Origin of the sequence: Microlunatus spumicola, from assembly GCF_039536445.1 — a bacterium.
GTDB lineage: Bacteria > Actinomycetota > Actinomycetes > Propionibacteriales > Propionibacteriaceae > Microlunatus > Microlunatus spumicola.
The window spans coordinates 22,084-45,139 of sequence record NZ_BAAAYR010000004.1 but is presented as its reverse complement, the minus strand read 5'-3'; the positions used below and the strand labels follow the sequence as shown (position 1 = coordinate 45,139).

The window sequence follows — 23,056 nt, the reverse complement described above, 5'->3', positions numbered from 1 at the left end:
AGTGCCTCTACAGGTCGTCGGCGACGTGGGCGGCGAAGCGTTCCAGCACGTCCTCGTTGCGGCGGTAGTGCGTCCACTGTCCCAGGCGGTGGCTCCGGACCAGGTCGGCGCGTTCGAGGGCGGCCATGTGCTGCGAGGTCATCGACTGGGACGTGCCGGCACGGTGCTGGATGCTGCTGAGGCAGATCCCGTACACCGGCGAGTCGGGGTGTTCCTGGGGCTCGAACCCGTCCGGGCTGCGCAGCCAGGTGAGGATCTGTCGGCGCACGGGGTGGGCCAGCGCCTTGAAGATCAGCGACGTGTCGAGATCGGCCATGGCCAGAGTATAACGCGATTTCCTGATACATTAGATTATCGTGATCTACTGATTCAAGGAGTGCCGCTGTGGTCGTCGACGTCTCGCCGCTGTTCACCCCCTTCGAGCTGGGCAGCCTCCAGCTCCCGAACCGCTTCGTGATGGCTCCGATGACGCGCGAGTTCTCCCCGGGGGGCATCCCGGGTGCGGACGTCGCCGCCTACTACGCCCGTCGCGCCGCCGGAAACGTCGGGCTCATCGTCACCGAGGGGACCTTCATCGACCACGCCGCGGCCGGCGACAGGACCGACGTGCCGCAGTTCTACGGCGAGCAGGCCCTGCGGGCCTGGCAGGAGGTGGCGCAGGCGGTGCATGACGTCGGCGGCCGGATCGTGCCGCAGCTGTGGCACCGCGGCGCCCAGCGCCCCGCCGGCAGCGGCCCCCACCCGGAGACGGGCTCCGTCAGCCCCTCGGGCAGCTACCCGGGCCTGCCCGGGTCCCGGGCCATGTCGCTCGCGGACATCGACGAGGTCGTCGCCTCCTACGCCCGATCCGCCGCCGATGCGCAGCGCCTGGGTTTCGACGGCATCGAGCTGCACGGAGCGCACGGCTACCTCCTCGACCAGTTCCTCTGGTCGGGCACCAACCTCCGCACCGACGTCTACGGCGGGGGACCCGCTGCCCGGGCGCGCTTCGCCGCCGAGGTGGTCGCCGCCTGCCGAGCCGCGACGAGCCCCACGTTCCCCCTCGTCTTCCGCCTTTCGAACTGGAAGGCCGGGGACTACCAGGCCCGTCTGGCCCAGACGCCGCACGAGCTGGAGAGGCTGCTGACGCCTCTGCTCGACGCCGGGGTGGACGTCTTCCACGTCTCCACCCGGCGGCACTTCGAGCCGGCCTTCCCGGGCTCACCCCTGGGCTTGGCCGGCTGGGTCAAGAAGATCACCGCCAGACCCACGATCACCGTGGGCGGGGTCGGGCTCGACGGCGACCTGATGACGGCCTATACCGCCGGAGGCCGCGCCCGTACGGTGCCGCTGGACCAGCTGCTGGATCAGTTCGAGGAGGGGCAGTTCGATCTCGTCGCCGTCGGGCGAGCGCTGCTCAGCGATCCCGAGTGGGTCCTCAAGGTCCAGCAGGGCCGGTTCGACGAGCTGCGGTCCTTCGACGCCGCTGATCGTCAGAAGCTCGCCTGACCGGGGCCGGACCCGCTAGGACTCCGACGCCTCGGCGTCGGCCTCGCGAGCGACCGGGACCGGCTCCCGGACCTCGGGCACCGAGGCCTCCCGTACCTCGGGGACGGCGCAGAAGTCGCCCTCGCACGCGGCGGCCGTCGGGTCGCCGACGAGGACGAACGGACTGACCGGAGGGGTGCTCATCGCGCCGTGCTCTCGGCGTACGCCTGGTCCTGCTCGGCGCGGGCCTGCCGGAGCACCTCGGCGAAGGCAGCCGGCTCCTGCGCTCCGGAGACGCCGTACTTCCCGTCGATCACGAAGAACGGCACCCCCTGGATGCCGTAGGCCGCCGCCTGGGCGACGTCGGCCTTCACGTCGGCGAGGAACGTCTCCGCCTCGAGAGCGGTGACCACCTCGGCCCGGTCGAGCCCGATCTCGGCGGCGAGGTCCGCGAGGTCGTCGATGCGCCCGACGTGACGTCCCTCGACGAAGTAGGCCTTGAGGAGGCGCTCCTTCATGTCGAGCTGGCGACCCTTGCTCTTCGCGAGATGGATCAGCTCGTGCGCCTTGACCGTGTTGGTCTGGTGGACGTGCTCGTAGTCGAAGTCGAGCCCGACGCTCGAGGCGATGCCGGTGACGCGTTCCAGCATCTGCTCCACCTGGGCGACGGGCATGCCCTTGCGCTCGCTGAGGTAGTCGAGCGCGGTGCCCTCGTAGTCGACCGGGGTGTCGGGGGCGAGCTCGAAGGAGTGGTACTCCACCTCGACGTCGCCGCCGAACTGGGCGGCCCCGTCCTCGAACTTGCGCTTGCCGATGTAGCACCAGGGGCACTGCACGTCGGACCAGACGTCGACCTTCACCGCATCGCTCATGATCCGTGCAACCCGAACCCGTGGGAGCGGTATTCCGCCGGGCTGTGCCGCTCGGCTGTGGGGACGGCCGGCGGGGCCAGGCCTCAGCGTCCAATCCGCGGGCTCACCGAATCCCGATCCCGCGGGGGGCCCACGTCACCCGAGCGCAGCGGTCGACCCACGCACCACGAACGTCGGCTCGACGGCGTGGTGGGGCGCGGGCTCGCCCGTCGTGAGCTCGGCCTGGAGCATCCGGAACCCCTGGACGCCGAGCTCGCGGAAGTCGAGGCGCACGGTCGTCAGCGGCGGCGAGAAGTACGCCGCGGCCGGCATGTCGTCCGTGCCGACGATCGAGAAGTCGGCCGGTGCGTGCAGCCCGACCTCCTCCATGCCGCGCAGGAACCCGAGCGCGATCTCGTCGTTCGCGCAGAGCACGGCCGTGAAGTCCTCCGGTGGCCGCAGGTCGCGTGCGGCGGCGTAACCCCCGCTGGGTGACCAGTCCGTGGCCAGGTCGACGACGACCGGCTCGTGGCCGGCCGCGACCATCGCGTCGCGGTAGCCGCGGACGCGCTCGTCCGTCTCGTTCCGTCCGGGCGGGCCGGCCAGGTGGACGACCTTCACGTGCCCGAGGCCGAGGAGGTGCTCGGTCGCCGTCACCGCCGCGTCGTGGGAGTGGATGCTCGCGAGCGAGGTCAGCGTCTCGGGCCGGTCGGAGATGGCGACGAACGGGGTGGCGCCGCCCATGAGGTCGCGCAGCAGGCCCTCCACCCCCGCGTACGGGGTGACGACGAGGACCCCGTCCACCGGGATCGACATCAGGTGCTCCAGGCTCTGCCGGACCTCCGAGTGCCAGCGCTGGTCCCCCCGGTCGACGTCCATCTGGCTGATGGTGAGCGTCATCCCCACGGCGTGCGCCGCGACGCCCAGGCCGGTCAGGATCTCGGCGCTGCCGTAGTTGATCGGGCCCATCGAGAGCACGCCGATCATGTCCGTGCGCTGGGTCCGAAAGCTGCGGGCGGACTGGTTCCGGCGGTAGCCGAGGTCCTCGATCGCGGCGGCGATCCGCTCCCTCGTCTCCTCGCGGACGTAGCCGACGCCCGTGAAGTAGCGGGAGACCGTCTGGGTCGAGACCTGGGCGATCCGGGCGACGTCGGCCATGCTCGGCCGGGCGATCACGTGCTTCGTGGCGGTCATGGGTCCCTTCCGCTCGTCTGTGGGGAGGACCGTTGACGCACCCCTGGTGGGCTGTTAGGTTACCGGTCACCCACTCCAAGTTATCGATAACTCTCGCAATGAGTTATCGATGACTCACGGAGGACGGGAACCAGGGGAGCTCACCGACGTGCCCCACGAGAGGCAGGACCGCCATGCCGCAACGCCGCCGCCTGATCGTCGACACCGACGCGAAGAACGAGGCCGACGACCAGTACGCGATCGTCCACGCCCTGCTGTCACCGACGCTGGACGTCCGGGGGATCGTGCCGGCCCACTTCGGGACGGAGCGCAGCGCGTCGAGCATGCTCGACTCGCGGGCGGAGGTCGACCTGCTCCTGCAGCTCCTGGGTCTCGAGGGGCAGGTCGTGGTCGCGAACGGCGCCGAGCACGCCATCCCCGACGAGACCACGCCGGCCCCGTCCCCGGGCGCGGAGCTGATCGTGGCCGAGAGCCTGGCCGCGACGCCCGAGGACCCGCTGTTCGTGGTCTTCCTCGGTCCGCTGACCGACATGGCGACGGCGATCCTGACCGACCCCGCGATCGTGCACCGCGACGTGGTCGTCGTCTGGATCGGCGGCATGGGCCACGACGTCGACTGGTCGTACGACGCCGTGGAGTTCAACCTCCGCAACGACATCACCGCCGCGAACGTCGTCTTCGGCTCGGGCATCACGGTCTGGCAGATCCCGGCGACCGTCTACACGATGGTGTCGGTCGGCTACGCCGAGCTGGAGGAGCGGATCGGCGGGACGAGCAAGCTGGCCGACTACCTGATCGAGCAGCTCGTCGCCTTCAACGAGAGCCAGCACCCGGAGCCGATCGAGTCGCGCTCGCTGGGGGACTCGCCGGCGATCTCGGTCGTCCTCAACCCCCGCGGCGGGGTGTCGCGCACCGTGCCCGCCCCGCGCTTCGGCAGCCAGGGCGGCTACCTGCCGGGTTCCGGGCACCCGGTCCGGGTCTTCGACTCGGTCGACGTGCGCTACCTGCTCGAGGACATGTTCGCCAAGCTCCGCAAGTTCGGGCGCACGCAGGCCTGACGCGCCGACCACGCTCCACCGGCTGCGGCAGCACTGCCTCAGCCGTCACGGAAGTCCTTCAGACAAGGGAGACTGAGATGACCGGATCCTGGACGCGACGAGGGTTCCTCGGGCTGTCCGCCGCCGCCCTCGCGGCGGGGACCGCCGCGTGCACGGGGGCCGCGGCCCCCAGCGGCGGCAGCAACGCGGGGAAGACCCCCACCACCAACAACCTGCGGCTGTTCACGTACGAGGACGACACGACGATCGGCAACCTCAAGACCGCGGTGGCCGCCTTCGACGCCCAGAACGGCACGACCACGCGCGTCGACAGCCTCCCGGGGTCCGGCGCGGCGGTCTACCCGGACAAGCTGCGGGCGGAGCTGCTCGGCGGGGCCGGTCCCGACGTCTGGCGCATCTGGGGCGGCCAGATCGGCGCCCCGTTCGTCAAGGCGCAGCAGGCCATGGACCTCGCGCCCTACTACCAGCAGTACGGCTGGGACAGCACGATCAACACCAACGCCATCGCGGGCATGACGTTCAACGGCACGAAGGCCGGTGTCCCGATCGTCGTCGCCGCCATCGGCGCCTGGTACTCCAAGGCCGCCATGGAGAAGGCCGGCATCGCCGGCACCCCGAAGAGCTACGCCGAGCTCGAGGAGATGAACGACAAGCTCCTCGCCTCCGGGACCACCCCGGTGACGCTCGGCGGCAAGTACGGCTGGGACATCATGCGCCTGTTCGAGTACCTCCTCGAGGTCTCGGCCGGCCCGGACCTGCACGACAAGCTGCTCACCGGGGCCGAGTCGTGGGACCGCCCGGAGGTGGTCGAGGCGTTCACGAACTTCAAGAAGTGGCAGGACAAGAAGTGGCTGCCGAACGGCGCGCTCGGGCTCGACCCGAGCGACGTCGAGCCCGACTACGTCACCGGCAAGGCCGCCTACACGCTGACCGGCACCTGGACCGAGGCGCAGGCGATCCAGTCGGCGAAGAAGAGCTCGAGCGACTTCGGCACGTTCCAGCTCCCGACCGGCCACACGCCCGAGCGGCACTCCGGCTTCGTCGAGGGCTACATGATCGGCGCGCGGTCGGGCAACCCCGACAAGGCGGCCGCCCTGCTCGACTACCTGGTCAAGCCCGACCTGCAGGCCAAGCTCCAGATCACGTCCTCGACGGTGACGGGCGCGGAGCCGGACAAGACCAAGCTGCCGCTGTCGTACGAGTGGACCGAGATCAATAAGACGAGCCCGTTCTACACGATCCAGGACCAGGCCTTCCCCAAGCAGCAGGCCGACCAGTACTTCTCGGTCCAGAGCGACGTGCTGCAGGGCAAGATGTCGCCCGCCGACGCGGCCAAGCAGATGCAGACGGTCGTGTCCGCGATGGCCAAGCAGTAGCCGGGCGTGGCCACCGCCACCGCGGTCCGCGTCGACGCGCCGGCACCCGCCGTCGCGGCGCGCCGGAAGAGGTACGGGGGGCTGACCCCGTGGCTGTTCGCGATCCCGGCCCTCGCCGTCTACGCGACGTTCCTCGTCTACCCGGCCCTGACGTCGCTGTTCTTCAGCTTCACGAACTGGGACGGGCTGAGCCCGACCTACGAGATCGTCGGCGTGGACAACTACGTCAAGATGACGCAGGACCCGGTCGTCCGCCAGGCCCTGCTGAACAACGCGATCTGGACGGTCGTGACGATCGTGGTCCCGGTGGTCATCGGGCTCGCGCTGGCCACGCTGCTGAACGGCAAGGTCCGCGGCAAGACGGCGCTGCGGCTCCTCTTCTACACGCCCTGCGTCCTGCCGCTGGTCTCGATCGCCTCGATCTGGGGCTGGCTCTACAACCCCGACTCGGGCGTGATCAACGAGGTCCTGCGCACCGTGGGCCTCGGGAACCTGGCCCAGCCCTGGCTGGGCCAGGACTCCACCGCGCTGTGGGCCGTCATGGTGCCGGCGGTCTGGCTGCGCACGGGCTTCCCGATGCTGCTCTACCTCGCGGCGCTGCAGGGGATCCCGGACGAGCTGTACGAGGCGGCGACGGTCGACGGCGCCACCCGCGCGCAGCAGTTCTGGCACATCACCATGCCGAGCCTGCGGCCCGCGCACTACATCGTGCTGGCGCTGTCGTTGATCGACTCGTTCAAGGTCTTCGACATGATCTACGCGATGACCTACGGCGGTCCGGGCACGGCCACGCAGGTGATGGGGACGTGGATGTACGCGAACGTCTTCCAGTACTACCAAGCCGGTTACGGCACCGCCATCGCCGTCGTGATCACGGTCATCGCGGTCGCGGTCTCCATCCCGTACGTGCTCTCCCAGACGAAGGAGCACTCATGAGCGCCCCGGGGCTCGCGCCCGCGGCCGCCCTTCCCGACGCCGTCGTCGGCCAGGACCCGCTCACCCGGACGGCCCGGCCCCGCGGCGGGATCGTGCTGACGGTCGTCCTGGCCGTGGTGGCCTTGTTCTGGGTCTCGCCGCTGCTGCTGCTCGTCACCACCGGGCTCCGACCGCTCTCGGACTTCGTGGCGAACGGTCCGCTGTCGTGGCCGTCGGAGTTGACCTGGCAGAACTTCCGCGACGCGTGGGGGATCGGCAAGTTCGACGACACCTACCGCAACAGCGCGTTCCTGCTCGTGGTCAAGGTGCCGCTCGGCGTCCTGATCTCGGCCATGCTCGGGTTCGCGCTGTCCAAGCTCAAGATCAGGTTCCGGCGGACGATCATGTTCGCCGTGTTCCTGGGGCTCACGATCCCGATCTACATCACGATCGTGCCGGTCTTCATCATGCTGCGCAGCGCGGGGCTGACGGACAACGTGCTCGGGCTGATCGGGCCGTACCTGGCCTTCGGCATCCCGCTGGAGGTGCTGATCCTGCAGTCGTTCTTCCGCCAGATCCCCGACTCGATCGTCGAGTCGGCGCGCATCGACGGGGCGTCGGAGTGGCGGATCTTCTTCACCATCGTCGTGCCGCTGTCGGCTCCCGCGCTGATCACGGTGGCGATCCTCGACGCCGTGGCGACGTGGAACGAGTTCCTGTTCGCGCTGATCATCCTCAGCTCGGACACGAACAAGACCATCCCCGTCGGGCTGCTGAGCTTCCAGGGCCAGTTCTCGAACAACAACACCGGGCTGGCCGCCGGCATCCTCATCGCCGTCGTGCCGATCCTGGTCGCGTACGCCCTGCTGCAGCGCTGGATCGTCGGCGGCCTCACCGCCGGTGCCGAGAAGGGCTGAGCCGACGTCCGCGGACGGTGCCGGGCGGGAGGGTCCGGTGACCGCGGCGCCGCGGTGGCGGGAGACCGAGATCGTCTTCACGGGTCCCGACCTCGAGAACCCCTACGTCGAGGTCGAGGCGTGGGTCGACCTCGTGCACGCGAGCGGGGAGACGCTCCGCCGCCCGGTGTTCTGGGACGGCTGCACCACCTACCGCGTGCGGTTCGCGTCGACGTGGGACTCAGGCGCCTGGCGGTGGACCGTCGGGACCGCCTCGGCGGCGCACCGGCTCGAACCCGCCTCCGGGGTGCTCGAGGCCACCCGGCCCACGACCCCGAGCGTCCACCCCGCGCTCGACCGGGGCTTCCCGCGGATCGCTCCCGGCGCGCGGGCGATGACCCACCCGGACGGATCGCCCGCCTTCCTGGTCGCGGACACCGCCTGGGCGCTGCCCTTCCGCGCCACGCTCGAGGACGTCGCGACCTACGCGGCCGACCGGGCGGCGAAGCACTTCACCGCCGTGCTGCTGATGACCGTCCAGCCCGACATGGGCGCTCGGGGCCCGCGCGGCCGGGACGTCCCGGGGGGCTTCGAGGTCGGCTTCGAGGACCTGCCCGACGGGCACCTGAACCAGATCGTCACGGCCTACTGGCAGCACCTCGACCGGGCGAGCGCGATCCTCGTCGACCACGGGCTCACGCCGGTGCTCGTGCCGGTGTTCCACGGCTTCGGCTGGAAGGGGCTCGGCAGCGCGGGTCCGGTGATCTGCGCCGAGGAGTACGCGCGGTTCTGCCGCTACCTCGTGGCCCGCTACGGCGCCCGGCCCGCGGTCTACCTGGTCGGCGCGGACGGGACCGGCGAGGAGCAGGGCGTCGAGGCCGGCGGCGAGGAGATCGAGCGCTGGGACGCGTACGGCCAGCCCGTGGGGATCCACCACCGCCCGCACTCGCGGCTCGAGGCGCACCAGGACGCGCCCTGGCTGGACTTCCGGTCCTGCCAGACGGGCCACGACGGCGACCACGTGCCCGACCGGCTCGCGACGATGTGGATGCACCGTCCCGTGAAGGCGATCATGAACGGCGAGCCCACGTACGAGAACTCCGGGCGCCCGGGCAAGGCCACCGGCTGGTGGCAGGGCCACGAGGCCTGGTCGAACGTCTGCGCGGGCGGGCTGCTGGGCGTCGCGTACGGCGCGGGCAGCCTCTGGCAGTGGCGCCTCTCGCCCGAGGAGGAGGGGCACCCGGAGGTCTTCCTCGCCGAGGACGCCGGCTGGCGGGAGGCTCTGGACTTCGAGGGGAGCCGGTACGTGGGCCTGGTCGGCCACATCCTCCGCGGCCTGCCCCTCCAGGACGCCGCCCCCTGCTGGGACGTCCTGCTGCGCAGCCGGGGCCTGCTCGTCCCGGGCCGGCTGTTCCTGTCGTACGCCGAGCACGGCGGGCCGTGGGTCTTCCTGGACGCGGACGGGCGCATCCCCGACCGCTACTGGGTCATCGACCCGAGGACGGGCCGGCTGGTGGACGCCGGGACCCGCCCGCGGAACCTCGGCTCGATCCCCGGGGAGCCGGAGGTCCCGATGGTCCTGATCTGCGCGGACGAGCCCCCGCCGGTCGTCGTCGAGCAGCTGGGCTGAGCACGCCGGCGCCCTGGCGGACCAGGTCCACAGCACGCCGATGCTGAACCGGACCTGAGCGAGGTCGTCGCGACCCCGGCGTCCGTCGGTCTCGGCGGCCGGGAAGTCCCACCATGACGCAGACCTCCGCACCCGTACGGCCCGTCCGGGCCTCCAGCCGCCTCTACGGCATCCTCATCGGTCTCAGCACGCTGGTCGTCCTCCTCCAGGGACTCTGGGCGGGCCTGTTCGTCGTGGAGGGCCAGGACTACAGGGACGGCTGGGTGGAGGTCCACGCCCGCGGCGCGGACGTCGCCATCGGGCTGGCCCTCGTGGCCACGATCGTGGCGGTCGTCAAGCTCCGCTCGCGCCGCGACCTCGTGGTCGGGAGTGCGGCCTTCACGGTGCTGCTCGTCCTCGAGGCGTACCTCGGCGGCCTGATCGGCGACCACTCCGCCCTCACCGCCGTGCACTTCCCGCTCGCGATGGGCCTGATGGGTCTCGCCGTCTGGCTGCCGTTCCGCGCCGCACGTCGCTGAGGGCGACGGGCAGGGCGCGGGCCGTGCGGGAGCCGCCGTCGCTCCGGCGTCAGTCCCCGAACGTCAGCAGCACCTTGCCGGACCGGCGGGGGTCGCGGGCGATCTCGAGCGCGGCGAGCGCGTCGGTGACCGGGAGCTCGTGGGTGATCACGTCGTCCACGCGCAGGGAGCCGTCGGCGAGGGCGGCGACGACCGCGTCGATCTCGTCGTCGAAGCGGAACGAGCCGACCAGGTCGAGCTCGTGGGCGATGGCGGTGGCGACCGGGACGGGCTGGTCGCCCGGCGGGAGCAGCCCGAGCATGACGACGCGGCCGCCCCGCATGGTGGCGGAGATGGCGGTGGCGAGGCCGCGCGCGGACCCCGAGGACTCGACGGACACGTCCGGCTGCACGAGCGCGAGCGCCTCGGTGTCGGTGGCCAGCAGCGTCCGGGTCGCGCCGAGGGCGCGGGCCCGGGCCAGCGGCTCCTCGTGCAGGTCCACCGCGACGATCTCCGCGGCACCGGCGCGGGCGAGGACGGCGACGACCAGGGCGCCGATCGGTCCGGCGCCGACGACGAGCACCCGGCGGCCGGCGACGTCGCCCGCCCGGTGCACGGCGTGCCAGGCCACGCTCGCGGGCTCGACGACCGCGGCCGTGCGCAGCGGCAGGTCCGGCGGCAGGGCGCGGAGCATGGTGGCGGCCAGCGGCAGGTGCCGGACGAACCCGCCCTGGGTGTGCGGGAGGTGGGCGGCGCTGCCGAGGTAGGTGCCGGCGGGGGAGAGGTGCGGCCGGTCCGCGGGGTAGCGGACGCTGCCGTCCCCCGGGTCCTCACGGCCGGGGTGCACGGCGACCGGGGTGCCGGCGGCGGGTCCGGTGCCGTCGGCGGCGGCCGTGTGCACGACGCCGACGATCTCGTGGCCGAGCAGCAGCGGCTCCCGCAGGATCGACAGGCCCGCGGCTCCGTGCGCGCTGTAGTGCAGGTCGGAGCCGCAGATCCCGCCGTAGCGGACCTCGACGAGCGCCTCGTCCGGGCGGGGCGCCCGGACCGGGACGACCTCCACCCGTACGTCGCCCGCCGCGTGCACGACGAGCCCGACGGCCTCCGTCGGCAGCGCCCCGCTCACGATCGTCTCCCTCTGGACGTGACCGGCTCCTCGGGCTCGGGGTGGCGGGCGGCCGGTCGGCCGCGCGCGTCACCCTGATCGTCGCTCACGACGCGATCGACCTCCTGGCCGCACCCCGGCCGGTCCGGCGCGGGCGCGTCCGCGCGGCGTACTCCCGCGCCCGGTGGCTCGACAGCGCGAGCAGCAGCAGGACCGCGGTCGCGGTGTTCGGCAGGCCGAGCAGGGTGACCCGCCCCGAGCCGTTGAGGTTCGACACGAACGTCACCACGGTCGTCACCACCGCCGAGCCCATCAGCCACAGCCGCGCCCAGTCGCGGCCGGCGAGCGTGGCCAGTCCGAGGCCCAGCTCCACGAGGGCGAAGAGGGCGAGGGCGACCGCCAGCCCGACCGCGAAGCCCTGCTGCGCGAGCAGGCGGGGCAGGTCGGGCTCGTTCCGGACGAGCCGGGTGAGCATCGCCGGCGCGAGGAGGACGGCCGCGGCGGCCAGCAGGAAGAGCGCGCTGCGGACGAGGGCGACGAGCGCCCCGAACACCGTCTGGGCCGGCCGCCGGTCGCGGCTGTCGGTGGGCCCGGGGGCTGCGGCCTCCGGGGGTTCCGGGGACGGCCCGACCTGGACCACGGGCAGGTCGCCGTCGGTCTCGATCCGGTCCCCGCCGCCGTTGCGGGCGTGGAAGCCGGACGAGAAGTGCCGGATGACGTCCACCCGGACGCCCGGCACGGCGCCGGTGATCGTGGAGACGATGAAGTCGCGCTCGACGTCGGTGTCCGCCTCGATCTTGTGCGTCACCTGCAGCGTGAAGAGCGAGAGCCCGACGCTGCGGTCGTACGTGCCGGCGGCCAGCCAGTCGACGGCGGTCCCGCCCGGCAGGAACCAGCCGTCCGGGCAGCGCCAGAAGCGGACGTGGTGCCGCTTCGACGGGCTGCCCGCGACCTGCTGCTGGTAGGCGAAGTCCTGCTGGCGGTCGAAGAGCACGAGCGGGCTGACGGGTGCCGCCTCGTAGCTGCGCCCCCGCAGGGTCGTGGAGACGATGTGCAGGCCGGTGCGCAGCGAGAGGTCGTCGGCCCGGGTCCACCCGGCGGCCGTCATGGTCGCGTGCACCTGGGCCTCGCTGCCGCGGAGCGCGAGGTTGACCGGGTCGCCGAGCAGGCCGTCGCTCGTACGCGTCCGCCCGATGAAGTAGCCCGGGACGTAGACCCAGGTCAGGATGCGGTGGATCCGCGGCAGGGTCAGGTAGGTGACGAGGAGCCAGAAGGGCAGCAGGAGCAGCAGCGGCCAGCCGGGCCGGACGCCGACCCGGACGAGGAGGTAGGCGAGCCAGACGGCGGCGACGCCGGCGAAGCCGAACAGCAGGCCGTCGACCCGTCGCAGCACCCGGGTGCGCTCACGGACCGCCACCGCCCGACCTGCCACCGCTCGACCCGCCGCCGTGCGGTCGGGTCGAGCCGGCGCGGACGGTGGGACGGTCAGACGACCGGCGGGGTGCCGTCGATGTCGCGGCGCTCGACGACGCTGGTGCGGGTGGTGCCGCGCCCCCGCTGCTGCAGCAGCACGAGGGTCAGGAGGATCACCAGGACGCCGCCGCCCATGCAGATGTAGCCGATGGCGGTGAGGTCCACGGCGCTGAAGGAGTCCTTGACGCCGAAGGCGAGGATTCCTCCGATGACGAGCAGGGCGATGCCGGTTCCGAGACCCATGGTGGTCCTCACGTGAGATGCGGGTCCCTCCGGGCGAGGGCTGCAAGCGGACATTAACAGCGCCCGCTCCGCCGGGGGTCGGTTTACGCAGATCCCTCCAGCCCCACCCGCCCCAGCCCGACGAACCCTCGCCGGGCCCCTTCGTGTGTCGGTCGTGTGAACGTTCGTGACGGTCTGCCGCGCACGTCCGGACGACGACGACAAGCCGACGGAGCACTGATATACAAGGCCGACATCAGACGACGGACGGGGGAGCGTGGCGTGGCGGAGCAGGGGACGGCCGGTTCGCGGATCGCGGAGGTCGTGTCGGCGGCCCGCGCGGCGGACGTGCGGCTGATCCGGTTCGAGTACTGCGACGTCAGCGGCGTGGCGCACGCCAAGGCGGTGCACGTCGACCAGCTCGAGCACAAGCTGCTGGAGGGCGTCGGGCTCACCCGGGCGCAGATGTCGATCAACCTGCTCGAGCAGGTCGTGCCGGTGGCCGACATGGAGCCGGTGGGGGAGATCCGGCTGGTGCCGGACCCGGGGACGTTCACGGTGCTGCCCTGGTCCCCGGGCAGCGCCAGCGTGCTCTGCGACCAGCTGGACCACGACCGCACCGACTGGGGCGCCTGCCCGCGGTCGTTCCTCAAGAAGGTCATCGACCGGGCCGCGGGGATGGGCATCACCGTCCAGGCGACGTTCGAGAACGAGTACTACCTGGCCACGGAGGTCGAGGGCGGCTTCGCCCCGGTCGACGCGCCCACGCACTCGCCGGTCTACAGCGCCATCGGCCACGACCACCTCGACGGGCTGATGCTCGAGACCGTCGACGCGCTCACCGCGCAGGGGATCGTGGTGGAGCAGTGCATCAACGAGTACGGCCCCGGCCAGCGCGAGATCTCGGTCCGCCACACCGACGCTCTGGGCGCCGCGGACCAGCAGATGAAGTTCCGGGACACGGTGCGCGGCGTCGCCGCTAAGCACGGGATCCTCGCCTCCTTCGCCCCGAAGCCCTTCCCCGACGCCATCGGCAGCGGGGCCCACGTGCACCTCAGCCTCTGGGACGCCGAGGGGGCGCGCAGCCTGCTCTACGACCCCGCGGTGCCCGGCGGGCTGTCCGACCTCGGGCGGCGCTTCATCGCCGGCGTCGCCGAGCACCTGCCGGCGCTGACCGCGCTCACCGTGCCCAGCCACAACTCGTTCCGGCGGCTGGCGCCGAGCTCGTGGGCGTCGAACACCACGGCCTGGGGCTACGACAACCGCGAGGCCGCCCTGCGCGTGGCCTCGCCCTTCTACAGGAGGGAGGAGGCCAGCTACAACCTCGAGTACAAGGTCTCCGACGGCAGCGCCAACCCCTACCTCTCGCTCGGCGCGCTGATCGCCTGCGGCCTCGACGGCATCCTGCGCGGGCTCGACCCGGGCGAGCCCAGCGAGCACGACCCGGCGACGATGACGGCCGAGGAGCTCGAGCGCGGCCACGTCCGCCCGCTGCCGACGTCGATGGGCGACGCCCTGGACCTGCTCGAGGCCGACACGGTGCTGACCGAGGCGCTCGGTCCGCTGCTCACCCGCTGCTACCTCGCGGTCCGGCGCTCCGAGCACGAGGCCTTCTCCGCGCAGGACACGGCCTTCGAGGTCTTCCACCACTTCTACCGGTTCTGACGTGGCGGGTCGTGAGGTGGGCGCGCCCCCGGTCGTCGACCTGACCGACGTCGCCGTCGTCGACAACCACTGCCACTCCGTCGAGCGCCGCCAGGACCAGCGCGACGTCGCCGCGTGGCGGGCGTACTTCTCCGAGTCGCCCGACCGGGAGGCCCGCGAGGAGGTCGTCGCCACGACCGCCTGCTACCGGCGGATCGTCGCCGACACGGCCGCCTTCCACGGCGTCGAGGCGAAAGAGGAGGCGGTGCTCGCCGCCCGCGCCACGACCGACGGCGCCGCGCTCACGGGCCGGCTGCTGCGCGACGCGCACGTCGGCGGGCTCGTCGTCGACACCGGCTTCCCCGACCCGGCGACCGCGCTGAGCGTCCCCGAGCTGGCCGCGGCCGGCGGCTGCCCCGCGGTCCCGCTGCTCCGCCTCGAGCTCGCGTTCGCCGACCTCGTCGCGCGCGCCACGACGCTCGACGGGCTGCTCGACGCCACCCGGGCCGCGCTCGGCGACGCCCGCGCGCAGGGCTGGCACGGCTTCAAGTCCGTCGTCGGATACCGGACCGGGCTGGCGATCGAGCGCTGGGACGCCGACGACCAGGCCGCGGCGTTCGCCCTCGCGCGCGCCGAGGTGGAGGCGACGGGCGCCGTACGCCTCGGGCACAAGCCGCTGCTGGACACGCTGCTGCACGTCGCGTTCGCGCAGGCCGCGGCGCAGGAGCTGCCCGTGCAGGTGCACGTCGGCTACGGCGACCCCGACGCCGACCTGCGGCTCGCGAACCCGCTGCTGCTCCGCGCCGTCCTCGAGGAACCGGCCTACCGCGGCATGCCGCTCGTGCTGCTGCACGGCTGCTGGCCCTACGTCCGCGAGGGCGCCTACCTCGCCGCCGTCTACGGCAACGCGTGGCTCGACCTGTCGTACGGCATCCCCTACCTCTCGCGGGGCGAGATGCGCCGGGTCACCCGGGCGGCCCTCGGTGCGGCGCCGGCCGGACGGCTGCTCGCCAGCTCCGACGGCGCCCGGATCCCCGAGCTGCACTGGACGGGCGCCCACGACGCCCGCCGGCTGCTGGCCCAGGCGCTCGACGAGCTCGTCGCCGACGGCGACCTCGATCCCGACCAGGCCCGGCGGACCGGGGAGCAGGTGCTCCGCGACAACGCCTGGGCGCTCTACGACCTGGCGTCGGCCCCGACGTCCGCCCCCGAACCCGAGCCCGACCGCTGACGCTGCCGCGGCTCCGCCCGGACCGCGGCACGACCCCCCGAGGAGAACCCCTTGTGCCGACTGCTCGCCACGGTGTCCCGCACCCCGATCACGGTCGACGAGGTCCTCGGCGAGCGCCGCGACGACTTCTTCGCGCTGGCCCGCAAGCACGGTGACGGCTGGGGCCACGCCTGGAGCACCGGGTCCGACCTGCACGTCCGCAAGGACCCGGGCTCGGCGCTGACCAGCCCCGAGCTGGCCGCGCTGGCGCGGGACGAGCCCGCGCTCGCGGCGGTGACCCACCTGCGCTGGGCGACGCTGGACCTCGCCGTCGGCACCGAGAACACCCACCCGTTCACCGACGGAACGGTGGCCTTCGCCCACAACGGGTCGATCAAGCCGCCGGCCGCCCTGGACGCGCTCGTCGACCCCGACCTGGCGGGGGAGCGCCGCGGCACGACGGACAGCGAGCGCTACTTCCTGGCCCTGCGCTCCCGGATGCGCCACGAGGAGCCCGGCACCGCGCTGGTGCGCACGGTCGACGCGATCGTCCGCGGCGGGGGGACCGTGAACAGCCTCAACGCCATGCTGCTGACCCCCGACCATCTGTACGCTGTGTGCTCCTACGACCCCGCTTCCGACGAAGACCCGCACTACTACCCGCTGCTCCACCGTCAGGTCGACGGGCACGTGGTCATCACCTCGACCGGGTGGGCGGACAGCGCCGGATGGAGCACCGTGAGCAACGGGCAGATGCTGGTGGTCGACCGGAGCACGCTCAACACCTCGGTGGTCCCGGTCGCGGTGCCGGGCCGCGTGCGGGCGGCGGCCGCCGGATGATCACGTCGACCGTGACGGAGCCGCGGGCCAGCGACCGCGCGTACGACCTGCTGCTCGAGATGATCCTGGACCTGCGGCTGCCGCCGGGTTCGGTGGTCAACGAGGCCCAGCTCGCGGCGGACGTCGGCTTCGGCCGGATGCCGGTGCGCGAGGCGGTCGCGCGGCTGGTCACCGACCGGTTCATCACGGTCGTCCCGCGCCGGGGCACCTTCGTCACCCCGGTCGGGCTCGAGGACGTGCTCGACATGTTCGAGGCGCGCGAGGCCATCGAGTGCGGCGTCGCCTACATCGCGGCCCGGCGCGCGACGGACGCGGACCTGGCCGAGCTGCGGGTGCTCGTCGCGGCGGCCGACCGGGCCCGGGCCGGTGACCGGGCGGAGGAGTACCTCCTCGACGACCAGCGCATCCACGCCTTCCTCGTCCGGATGGCCGGCAACGGGCTGCTGCAGGACGCGGCCGAGCGGCTGCTGCAGCACAACCTCCGCTTCTGGCGGTCCTACTGGGCGACGCGGCCGGCGCAGCACTCGTCGATGCTGTCGCACGAGGCGCTCCTGGTCGCCCTCGAGGCGCGCGACCCCGAGGCCGCCGAACGGGCCATGCGCGAGCACATCGCGGTCTCCCGCGAGCTGCTGCAGGACGTCTTCCTGCGCTAGCGGTGCACCGCGCCGTCAGTGGCCGCGGGCGAGGCCCAGCAGGAGGCCGTCGGCCAGCACCGCCGGGCTCGAGGTGACGAAGAGCGGCACACCGTCCTCGGGTGCGCGCACCTCGTGCAGCACGCCGCCGAGCAGCCCGCTCACGGTGCCGAGCAGGTCGCCCTCCGCCACGACGGCGCCGGTCCCGACCGCCGCCTCCCACCAGCCGGCGACCGGGGTCCGCAGCCAGTGCCAGCCGTCGTGCTCGCTCGCGGTCCGGCCGGCCAGGGCGGCTCCCGGAACCGCCTCCCCGGCGAGCACCCCGAGGTGGCGCAGGGCGTTCGTGAGCCCGGTCGTGTGGCGGTCGACGGCGACCGGGTCGAGGACGCCGTTCTGGCCGGACTCCGCCACGACCGCCGGGACGCCCAGGTCCGCGGCGGCGGCGCAGGTGCTGCCGCCGACCGTGCGCGCGGCGGCGCTCTGCCGCACGACGTGACCCAGCCCGTACGCCAGCGCGAGGTCGCGCGACGCCCCCTCGACGGGGGACTCCTCGTAGAGGGCGAAGGGTTCGAGCGCCTCCGGCAGGTCGCCGGCGTGCAGGTCGAGCAGGGCGTCGGCGCCGACGACGAAGGTCTCGACGAGGTGGTGCGCGAGCACCTCGGCGTCGCTGCCGTCCGCCCTGCCCGGGAAGCTGCGGTTCAGGTTGAGCCCGTCGGCCGGGACGACGAAGGGCGTCCGCGACCAGAAGGCCGACGGGTTGACCAGGGGGACCGCGGTCACACGGCCCGCGACGACCGTGCCCTCGCGCTCGAGGACCGCGGCGAGGCGCCGGACGGCGGCGATCGAGGTGTACTCGGTGCCGTGCACGCCGGCGATGACGGTGACGTGCGGGCCGTCGGCGGGCCCGCGGACGTCCACGTAGCCGATCTCCTCGTCGCCGCCCCGCAGGCCCGTGACGCGCAGGACCTCGCGGCTCACGCGGGGACCTTCCCGGCCTCGGGCACCGCCTCGAGGAGGAACGCCCGCACGGTCCGCTGGAACAGCTCGCGCTCCTCGACCTGCGGCGAGTGGCCGGAGTGCTCGAACACCACGAGCTGCGCTCCGGGCACGAGGTCGGCGATGGTCTCCGCCGCGGAGACGGGGGTGACCCAGTCCGTCCGGCCCACCGTCACGAGCACCGGGCAGGTGAGCGCGGGCAGCTGCGCCTTGAGGTCGTAGGCGGGCATGTTGTGCTGGAAGCACCAGTTGTGGGCTTCGTGGCGGTAGATCCCGGCCTCGACGGCGGCGGCGGAACGCTCGGCGTCGTAGTCGTGGTCGTAGAGCGGGATGAGCTCGGCCCACAGGGCCTTGAGCTCGGCGTCGCTGCGCACGGTCCCGCCCCAGTAGCGGTCGAAGTGCTCCCAGTCGATCGGCACCCGCGTCTGGCGGCGGGCGTTCTCCCGAGCCAGGTCCAGGGTGGTCGCGTCGGCGGCGGTGTCGCGCAGCACCACGGCGAGCACCCGGTCGGGGTGGGCGACCGCGTACTCCAGGCTGATGAACCCGCCGTACGACCCTCCCGCGACCACGCACCGCTCCGCGCCGGCCCACGCCCGCAGCGCGTCCACGTCGGCCACCCACTGGGCGTGCGAGAAGGGCGGGACGGCCTCGCTGCGCCCGCACCCGCGGGCGTCGAAGACGAGCACCCGGAAGACGTCGGCGAGCGGGCCGAAGGTCGCCCGGGGCTCGGCCAGCGAGCCGATCCCGCCGCCGCCGTGGTGGGCGATCAGCAGGGGGCCGTCCTCGGATCCGAAGACCTCCACCTCGAGCTCGGCCCCGTTGATCGGTACGCGCACGTGTCCTCCTTGAGTCCAGCGGGTGTGGTCAGGGCAGCCAGGTCTCGCCCAGCGCCCGCAGCGCGTTCGCGCCGAGGACGAGCGCGACGTCGTCGTCGCTCCAGCCGTGCTGCACCAGCCAGCCGGCGATGTTGGCGAAGCACTCCGTCGGGTTCTCGAGGCCGTCGACGTACGGGACCCGCTCGTGCGGCGGGGCGCCGACCGTCGCGCCGCCCATCAGGTCCGCGAACACGGTGTGCAGGCCCACGTGGTCGCCGTAGAGCGTGTCCGGCCCGAAGCCGAGGTGCTCGACCCCGACGAGGGCGGCGACGTGCTCCGCGTGGTCCATGACCGAGGCGATCGAGTGGCGCGGGTGGGCCGTGGAGACGGTGGTGTGGGGCGCCGCGGAGATGCCGATCACCCCACCCGTGCCGGCGACGGCGCGCAGCACGTCGTCCGGCATCATCCGCGGGATGTCCCAGACCGCGCGGGCGCCGCCGTGGGTGAGCAGGACCGGCCGGTCGCTGACCGCGCACACGTCCAGCGCGGTCTGCGGCGAGGAGTGCGAGACGTCGATCGCCAGCCCGAGCTGGTTCATCCGGCGCACGGCCCGCCGCCCGAAGCTCGTCAGCCCGCCGTCGCGGGGCTCGGCCAGGCCGCTGCCGAGCGCGTTGCTGTCGGAGTAGGCGATGCCGATCTGGCGCAGCCCGAGCCCGTGCAGCACGTCGAGGCGCTCGACCTCGTTCTCGATCGGCGTGGCCGCCTCGAGGCCGAGCACCAGCCCGACCCGGCCCTCGGCCTTGACGCGCGCGACGTCGGCGACCGTGCGGACGACAACGACGCGGTCCTGGTGGGCCAGGTCCGCCTGCCGCATGCCGAGGTCGGTGACGACGTCGTCCCAGCGCCACGGGGCGTGGCCGGTGACGCAGGCGGTGCCGTCCATGAGGTTGTCGAACACGACGGTGAGGCCGGACGCGGCGAGGCCGGCGTACGCGGTGTGCTGCCGGCCCGTCCGGTTGTAGGCGGGGGTGTCGGCCATGTCCGCGGGGAAGCGGACGGGGTGGTCGTGGAGGCTGATCACGACGTTCTCGCGCAGCAGCCGGTCGGCGCGCGCCCGCTCGTCGGCGGTCAGCCCGCCGTCGTACGGGGGCACGCGGCCCAGCTCCGGCGCCAGCGGGAAGGGCAGGGCCAGCGGCGGCTCGAGGTAGCTGTAGGCGAGGTAGCCGTCCGTCCCCGCCCCGGGGTCAGAAGATGCCATGGCCGCCGTCGATCGCGATCGTCTGGCCGGTGACCCAGGACGAGGCCTCGGCGGTGAAGAACCGGACGCCGTTGGCGATGTCCTCGGCCCGCCCGAGGCGTCGCACGGCGATGCCCTCGACCAACGCGGCCTGGCCCTCGGGGCCGTACGACGCCCACTGGCGCTCGGTGCTGGGGTTCGAGAGGACGAAGCCGGGGGCGATGCAGTTCACGGTGATGCCGAACCGGCCGAGCTCGTGGGCGGTCTGGCGGGTGAGGCCGATCTGCCCGGCCTTCGCGCTCGCGTACGCCTGGATGCCGGTGAGGCTGACGCTGCGGCCGGCGCCGGAGGAGATGTTCACGATCCGGCCCCAGCCGCGCTCCTTCATGCCGGGCACGACGGCGCGGGTGCAGACGAAGGTGCTGGTGAGGTTGGCGTCGACGACGGCGCGCCAGTCGTCGTCGCTCACGTCCTCGAGCGGGCGCCCGGTCTGCCCGGCGACCCCGCCCGCGTTGTTCACGAGGACGTCGACGGGTCCGACCCGGTCGACGAACGCGGCGACGGCGGCGCTGTCGGTGACGTCGAGCGGCTCCACGCCGGGTGCGGCCACCCGGTCGACGCCGTGCACCGTCGCCCCCTCGGTGGCCAGGGCGGCCGCGATCGCGGCGCCGATGCCGTGCGCGGTCCCCGTCACCAGGGCGACCCGGCCGGCGAGCCCGGTCGCGCCGGCCCCGCTCACGACTGCCCCGGTCACGCCAGCACCGCCTCGACGGCGGCGGCGACGGCCAGCAGCGCGGCGTCGGCGTCGCGGCGGCCGGCGAGCTGCAGGCCGACGGGCAGGCCGTCGGCCGTGCCGCAGGGGAGGACCAGCGCGGGCTGGCCGGTGAGGTTGGCGGTCATCGAGAAGAGTCCTTCCAGCTCGCCCTCGGGCGAGTCGAGCACGGGGGTGGTGGGGGGAGCGACGAAGGCGACGGCGGGGCCGACGAGGGCGTCGAGGCCGTGGCCGTCCGGACCGTCGAGCACGGCGTCGGCCGCGGGCAGCAGCTCTGCCCGGAGGGCGAGCGCCGCCCGGTAGGCGTCGTCGGTGACCGTGGCGCCGAGCCGCAGCAGGCGGTCGGTGTCGGGCCCGAACCACGCCGGGTCGGCCCTGGCCCGCGGGCCGTGCTCGGCCCAGGCCTCGTGCAGGATCACGGGCTCGAAGGTCAAGTGCAGGGCCTGCAGCGGGGCGACGTCGACGTCGACCAGCGTCACGCCCGCCGCCGCGAGCCGGTCGAGGCCCGCGACCAGCGCAGCGCGGACGGACGGGTCGACGCGGGGGTCGTCCAGCTCGCCGCGCAGCACGCCCAGGCGCAGGTCGGCGGGTGACCGGACGGGCAGGGGCGCCACCTCGCCGATCACGGCCAGCAACGCGGACGCGGTCGCGACGTCGGCGGCCAGCACCCCGACGTGGTCGAGCGAGGGCGAGAGGACGGTCACCCCGTCGGTCGGCACGAGGCCGTGGGTGGGCTTGAGGCCGACGCAGCCGACGTACGCGGCGGGGATCCGGATCGAGCCGCCCGTGTCGGTGCCGAGCGCGGCCGGGCAGACGCCGGCGGCGACGAGCGCCGCCGAACCGCCGCTGGACCCGCCCGCCGTGCGGCCCGGGTCCACCGGGTTGCGGGCCTCCTCCAGGTCGGGGTGCTGGGCGCCGGCCGCGTACTCGAGCAGGGCGGCGGTGGCGAAGACGTCGGCGGCGCCGGCCCGGAGCCGGGCCACGACGGGCGCGTCGGTCGTGGCGGGCGCCTCGCGCATGGCGCGGGGGTTGCCGTTGCCGCGGGTCACGCCCGCGACGTCGACCATGTCCTTGACCGCTACCGGCATCCCCAGCAGCGGTCCGTCGGCGGTGCGCGCGGGGGCGGGCAGCGCGGCGACGACGGCGTGCAGCGGCCGGCCCAGGCGCTCGAGCCGCTCGTACGCCGCGAGCAGGTCGAGGTTCGCCACCTCGCAGCGCCGCTCGCCCCGCTCGATGGCGCGGACCAGCTCCACCACGTGCCCGGTCAACGGGCCCGCGAGCCCGGCCAGGTCGTCGACCTCGGTCTTGCGGTGACGCACCGCGAGGTCGCGGTAGACCCCGGTCCGGGCCTTGGCGCTGGCGCGGTTGAAGACCACGAGCCGGTCCAACGAACCCTCGAGGTCGTCGGGGTCGAAGCCGTCGAAGGGTTCGGGGCGCACGGGCGCCTGGGCCAGGACCTCCCGGGCGAGCCCGAGCATCAGCGGCCGGTACGCGGGGTCGCCGAGGGCGTCGGCGATGGTGAGGTCGGAGACGGCGGTGGCGAAGAGCATGGCGCCGTACGCCTCCTTGCTCCACAGGTAGCCGGTGATGTTCGTGGTGGCCTCGGCCCAGGGGAGCGCCCCGGCCAGCGCGAGGACGCGGTCGGTGAGGGTCCCGTCGATCTCGCCGACCCGGAACGTCGCGACGTTGCCCTGCATCACCACGCCGGGCTCCAGGTAGTCGGCGCCGAAGTTCACGAAGCCGAGGACCACGCGCTCACGCCCGAGCGCAGCCGTCAGCACGTCGGCGTTCAGGCCGTTCTGCAGCGACAGCACGAACCCGTCGGGGGCGAGCCGGGGCGCCAGCAGGGCGGCGGCGTCGGCGGTGTGGTGGGACTTCACCGCGACCAGCGCCACGTCGACCACGTCGGGCAGGTCCGCCGGCAGCACCGCCCGCACCTCGACCGTCAGCTCCTCGACGGGCCCGACGACCCGCAGGCCGTGGGCGTTCATCGCGTCGACGTGCGCGGGGTCCGCGTCGCACAGCAGGACGTCGTGGCCGTCCCGCACCAGCCGGGCCGCCACGCTCCCGCCGATCGCCCCGGCACCGACCACCACGCATCGCACGAGAGCACAGCATGGCAGCGCGTCGGTCCCTCGCCTAGAGCGTCACACAGCCTTAACATACGCGTGATCAACGGCTGACATAACAGGTACAGGGTGGTCCTCGGTTCCGCCCTCCACGCTC

At 73.2% G+C, this 23,056-nt stretch carries 23 protein-coding genes; 11 read left to right on the top strand and 12 right to left on the bottom strand.

The window, feature by feature from the left end; translation table 11 throughout:
* Positions 1 to 7 precede the first annotated feature (7 nt).
* On the bottom strand, positions 8 to 316 hold the full coding sequence (locus ABD665_RS13315; RefSeq protein ID WP_204913155.1) for a helix-turn-helix transcriptional regulator: 309 nt from the start codon (positions 314 to 316) through the stop codon (positions 8 to 10).
* A gap of 68 nt (positions 317 to 384) precedes the next feature.
* Between ABD665_RS13315 and ABD665_RS13310 the strand changes: the two genes are divergently transcribed.
* Positions 385 to 1,488 (top strand): oxidoreductase, encoded by a 1,104-nt coding sequence (locus ABD665_RS13310; RefSeq protein ID WP_204913154.1) that lies wholly within the window; start codon positions 385 to 387, stop codon positions 1,486 to 1,488.
* A gap of 15 nt (positions 1,489 to 1,503) precedes the next feature.
* Here the strand turns inward: ABD665_RS13310 and ABD665_RS13305 are convergent, their stop codons facing one another.
* The 3 genes from ABD665_RS13305 to ABD665_RS13295 all read right to left on the bottom strand — a co-directional run bounded on the left by ABD665_RS13305 (position 1,504) and on the right by ABD665_RS13295 (position 3,512).
* Entirely contained in the window at positions 1,504 to 1,671 is a 168-nt protein-coding gene (locus tag ABD665_RS13305; RefSeq protein WP_204913153.1) for a hypothetical protein, read from the bottom strand.
* Positions 1,668 to 2,339 (bottom strand): DsbA family protein, encoded by a 672-nt coding sequence (locus ABD665_RS13300; protein WP_204913152.1) that lies wholly within the window; start codon positions 2,337 to 2,339, stop codon positions 1,668 to 1,670. Before ABD665_RS13300 ends, ABD665_RS13305 begins: the two co-directional genes overlap by 4 nt.
* Positions 2,340 to 2,474: 135 nt before the next feature.
* Positions 2,475 to 3,512, bottom strand: coding sequence for a substrate-binding domain-containing protein (locus ABD665_RS13295; RefSeq protein WP_204913151.1), 1,038 nt, complete (start codon positions 3,510 to 3,512; stop codon positions 2,475 to 2,477).
* A 173-nt stretch (positions 3,513 to 3,685) separates the two neighbouring features.
* Between ABD665_RS13295 and ABD665_RS13290 the strand changes: the two genes are divergently transcribed.
* The 6 genes from ABD665_RS13290 to ABD665_RS13265 all read left to right on the top strand — a co-directional run bounded on the left by ABD665_RS13290 (position 3,686) and on the right by ABD665_RS13265 (position 9,905).
* Positions 3,686 to 4,570: a nucleoside hydrolase gene (locus ABD665_RS13290; protein WP_204913150.1), complete on the top strand. Its 885-nt coding sequence runs from the start codon at positions 3,686 to 3,688 to the stop codon at positions 4,568 to 4,570.
* 77 nt (positions 4,571 to 4,647) lie between these two features.
* Positions 4,648 to 5,946: an extracellular solute-binding protein gene (locus ABD665_RS13285; protein WP_204913149.1), complete on the top strand. Its 1,299-nt coding sequence runs from the start codon at positions 4,648 to 4,650 to the stop codon at positions 5,944 to 5,946.
* Between the two features lie 6 nt (positions 5,947 to 5,952).
* Positions 5,953 to 6,882, top strand: a complete 930-nt coding sequence (locus ABD665_RS13280) for an ABC transporter permease subunit (protein WP_204913148.1) — start codon at positions 5,953 to 5,955, stop codon at positions 6,880 to 6,882.
* Positions 6,879 to 7,778: an ABC transporter permease subunit gene (locus ABD665_RS13275; RefSeq protein WP_204913147.1), complete on the top strand. Its 900-nt coding sequence runs from the start codon at positions 6,879 to 6,881 to the stop codon at positions 7,776 to 7,778. Before ABD665_RS13280 ends, ABD665_RS13275 begins: the two co-directional genes overlap by 4 nt.
* 37 nt (positions 7,779 to 7,815) lie before the next feature.
* Positions 7,816 to 9,387 (top strand): apiosidase-like domain-containing protein, encoded by a 1,572-nt coding sequence (locus tag ABD665_RS13270; RefSeq protein WP_204913146.1) that lies wholly within the window; start codon positions 7,816 to 7,818, stop codon positions 9,385 to 9,387.
* Positions 9,388 to 9,500: 113 nt separating this feature from the next.
* On the top strand, positions 9,501 to 9,905 hold the full coding sequence (locus tag ABD665_RS13265) for a hypothetical protein (protein WP_204913145.1): 405 nt from the start codon (positions 9,501 to 9,503) through the stop codon (positions 9,903 to 9,905).
* A 49-nt stretch (positions 9,906 to 9,954) separates the two neighbouring features.
* Here ABD665_RS13265 and ABD665_RS13260 read toward each other — a convergent pair whose 3' ends face one another.
* The 3 genes from ABD665_RS13260 to ABD665_RS13250 form a co-directional block, all read right to left on the bottom strand.
* Positions 9,955 to 11,010: an L-idonate 5-dehydrogenase gene (locus ABD665_RS13260; RefSeq protein WP_344742438.1), complete on the bottom strand. Its 1,056-nt coding sequence runs from the start codon at positions 11,008 to 11,010 to the stop codon at positions 9,955 to 9,957.
* A gap of 85 nt (positions 11,011 to 11,095) precedes the next feature.
* Positions 11,096 to 12,406: an LssY C-terminal domain-containing protein gene (locus ABD665_RS13255; protein WP_344742437.1), complete on the bottom strand. Its 1,311-nt coding sequence runs from the start codon at positions 12,404 to 12,406 to the stop codon at positions 11,096 to 11,098.
* 68 nt (positions 12,407 to 12,474) lie between these two features.
* Complete coding sequence (locus ABD665_RS13250) at positions 12,475 to 12,705, bottom strand: DUF6458 family protein (RefSeq protein ID WP_204913144.1); 231 nt, start codon at positions 12,703 to 12,705, stop codon at positions 12,475 to 12,477.
* Positions 12,706 to 12,966: 261 nt separating this feature from the next.
* Between ABD665_RS13250 and ABD665_RS13245 the strand changes: the two genes are divergently transcribed.
* From ABD665_RS13245 to ABD665_RS13230, 4 genes are read left to right on the top strand one after another with little or no spacing between them, the layout of a single operon-like run.
* Positions 12,967 to 14,349 carry a type I glutamate--ammonia ligase gene (locus ABD665_RS13245; protein WP_204913143.1) on the top strand — a complete coding sequence of 461 codons (1,383 nt, stop codon included), beginning with the start codon at positions 12,967 to 12,969 and terminating at the stop codon, positions 14,347 to 14,349.
* Position 14,350: 1 nt separating this feature from the next.
* Entirely contained in the window at positions 14,351 to 15,559 is a 1,209-nt protein-coding gene (locus tag ABD665_RS13240) for an amidohydrolase family protein (RefSeq protein WP_204913142.1), read from the top strand.
* A gap of 51 nt (positions 15,560 to 15,610) precedes the next feature.
* On the top strand, positions 15,611 to 16,378 hold the full coding sequence (locus ABD665_RS13235) for a class II glutamine amidotransferase (RefSeq protein WP_204913141.1): 768 nt from the start codon (positions 15,611 to 15,613) through the stop codon (positions 16,376 to 16,378).
* 11 nt (positions 16,379 to 16,389) lie between these two features.
* Positions 16,390 to 17,031: an FCD domain-containing protein gene (locus tag ABD665_RS13230; RefSeq protein ID WP_204913140.1), complete on the top strand. Its 642-nt coding sequence runs from the start codon at positions 16,390 to 16,392 to the stop codon at positions 17,029 to 17,031.
* 15 nt (positions 17,032 to 17,046) lie between these two features.
* On the opposite strand, the gene ABD665_RS13225 is transcribed toward ABD665_RS13230, so the two are convergent.
* The 5 genes from ABD665_RS13225 to ABD665_RS13205 are packed head-to-tail and all read right to left on the bottom strand — an operon-like array spanning position 17,047 to position 22,926.
* Positions 17,047 to 17,988 (bottom strand): succinylglutamate desuccinylase/aspartoacylase domain-containing protein, encoded by a 942-nt coding sequence (locus tag ABD665_RS13225; protein WP_204913139.1) that lies wholly within the window; start codon positions 17,986 to 17,988, stop codon positions 17,047 to 17,049.
* Positions 17,985 to 18,842: an alpha/beta fold hydrolase gene (locus ABD665_RS13220; RefSeq protein ID WP_204913138.1), complete on the bottom strand. Its 858-nt coding sequence runs from the start codon at positions 18,840 to 18,842 to the stop codon at positions 17,985 to 17,987. The genes ABD665_RS13225 and ABD665_RS13220 overlap by 4 nt, the downstream gene beginning before the upstream one ends.
* Positions 18,843 to 18,870: 28 nt before the next feature.
* Positions 18,871 to 20,079, bottom strand: coding sequence for a membrane dipeptidase (locus ABD665_RS13215; protein ID WP_204913137.1), 1,209 nt, complete (start codon positions 20,077 to 20,079; stop codon positions 18,871 to 18,873).
* On the bottom strand, positions 20,066 to 20,812 hold the full coding sequence (locus ABD665_RS13210) for an SDR family NAD(P)-dependent oxidoreductase (protein ID WP_204913136.1): 747 nt from the start codon (positions 20,810 to 20,812) through the stop codon (positions 20,066 to 20,068). The genes ABD665_RS13215 and ABD665_RS13210 overlap by 14 nt, the downstream gene beginning before the upstream one ends.
* Positions 20,809 to 22,926, bottom strand: coding sequence for an amidase family protein (locus ABD665_RS13205; RefSeq protein ID WP_204913135.1), 2,118 nt, complete (start codon positions 22,924 to 22,926; stop codon positions 20,809 to 20,811). The genes ABD665_RS13210 and ABD665_RS13205 overlap by 4 nt, the downstream gene beginning before the upstream one ends.
* Positions 22,927 to 23,056 lie beyond the last annotated feature (130 nt).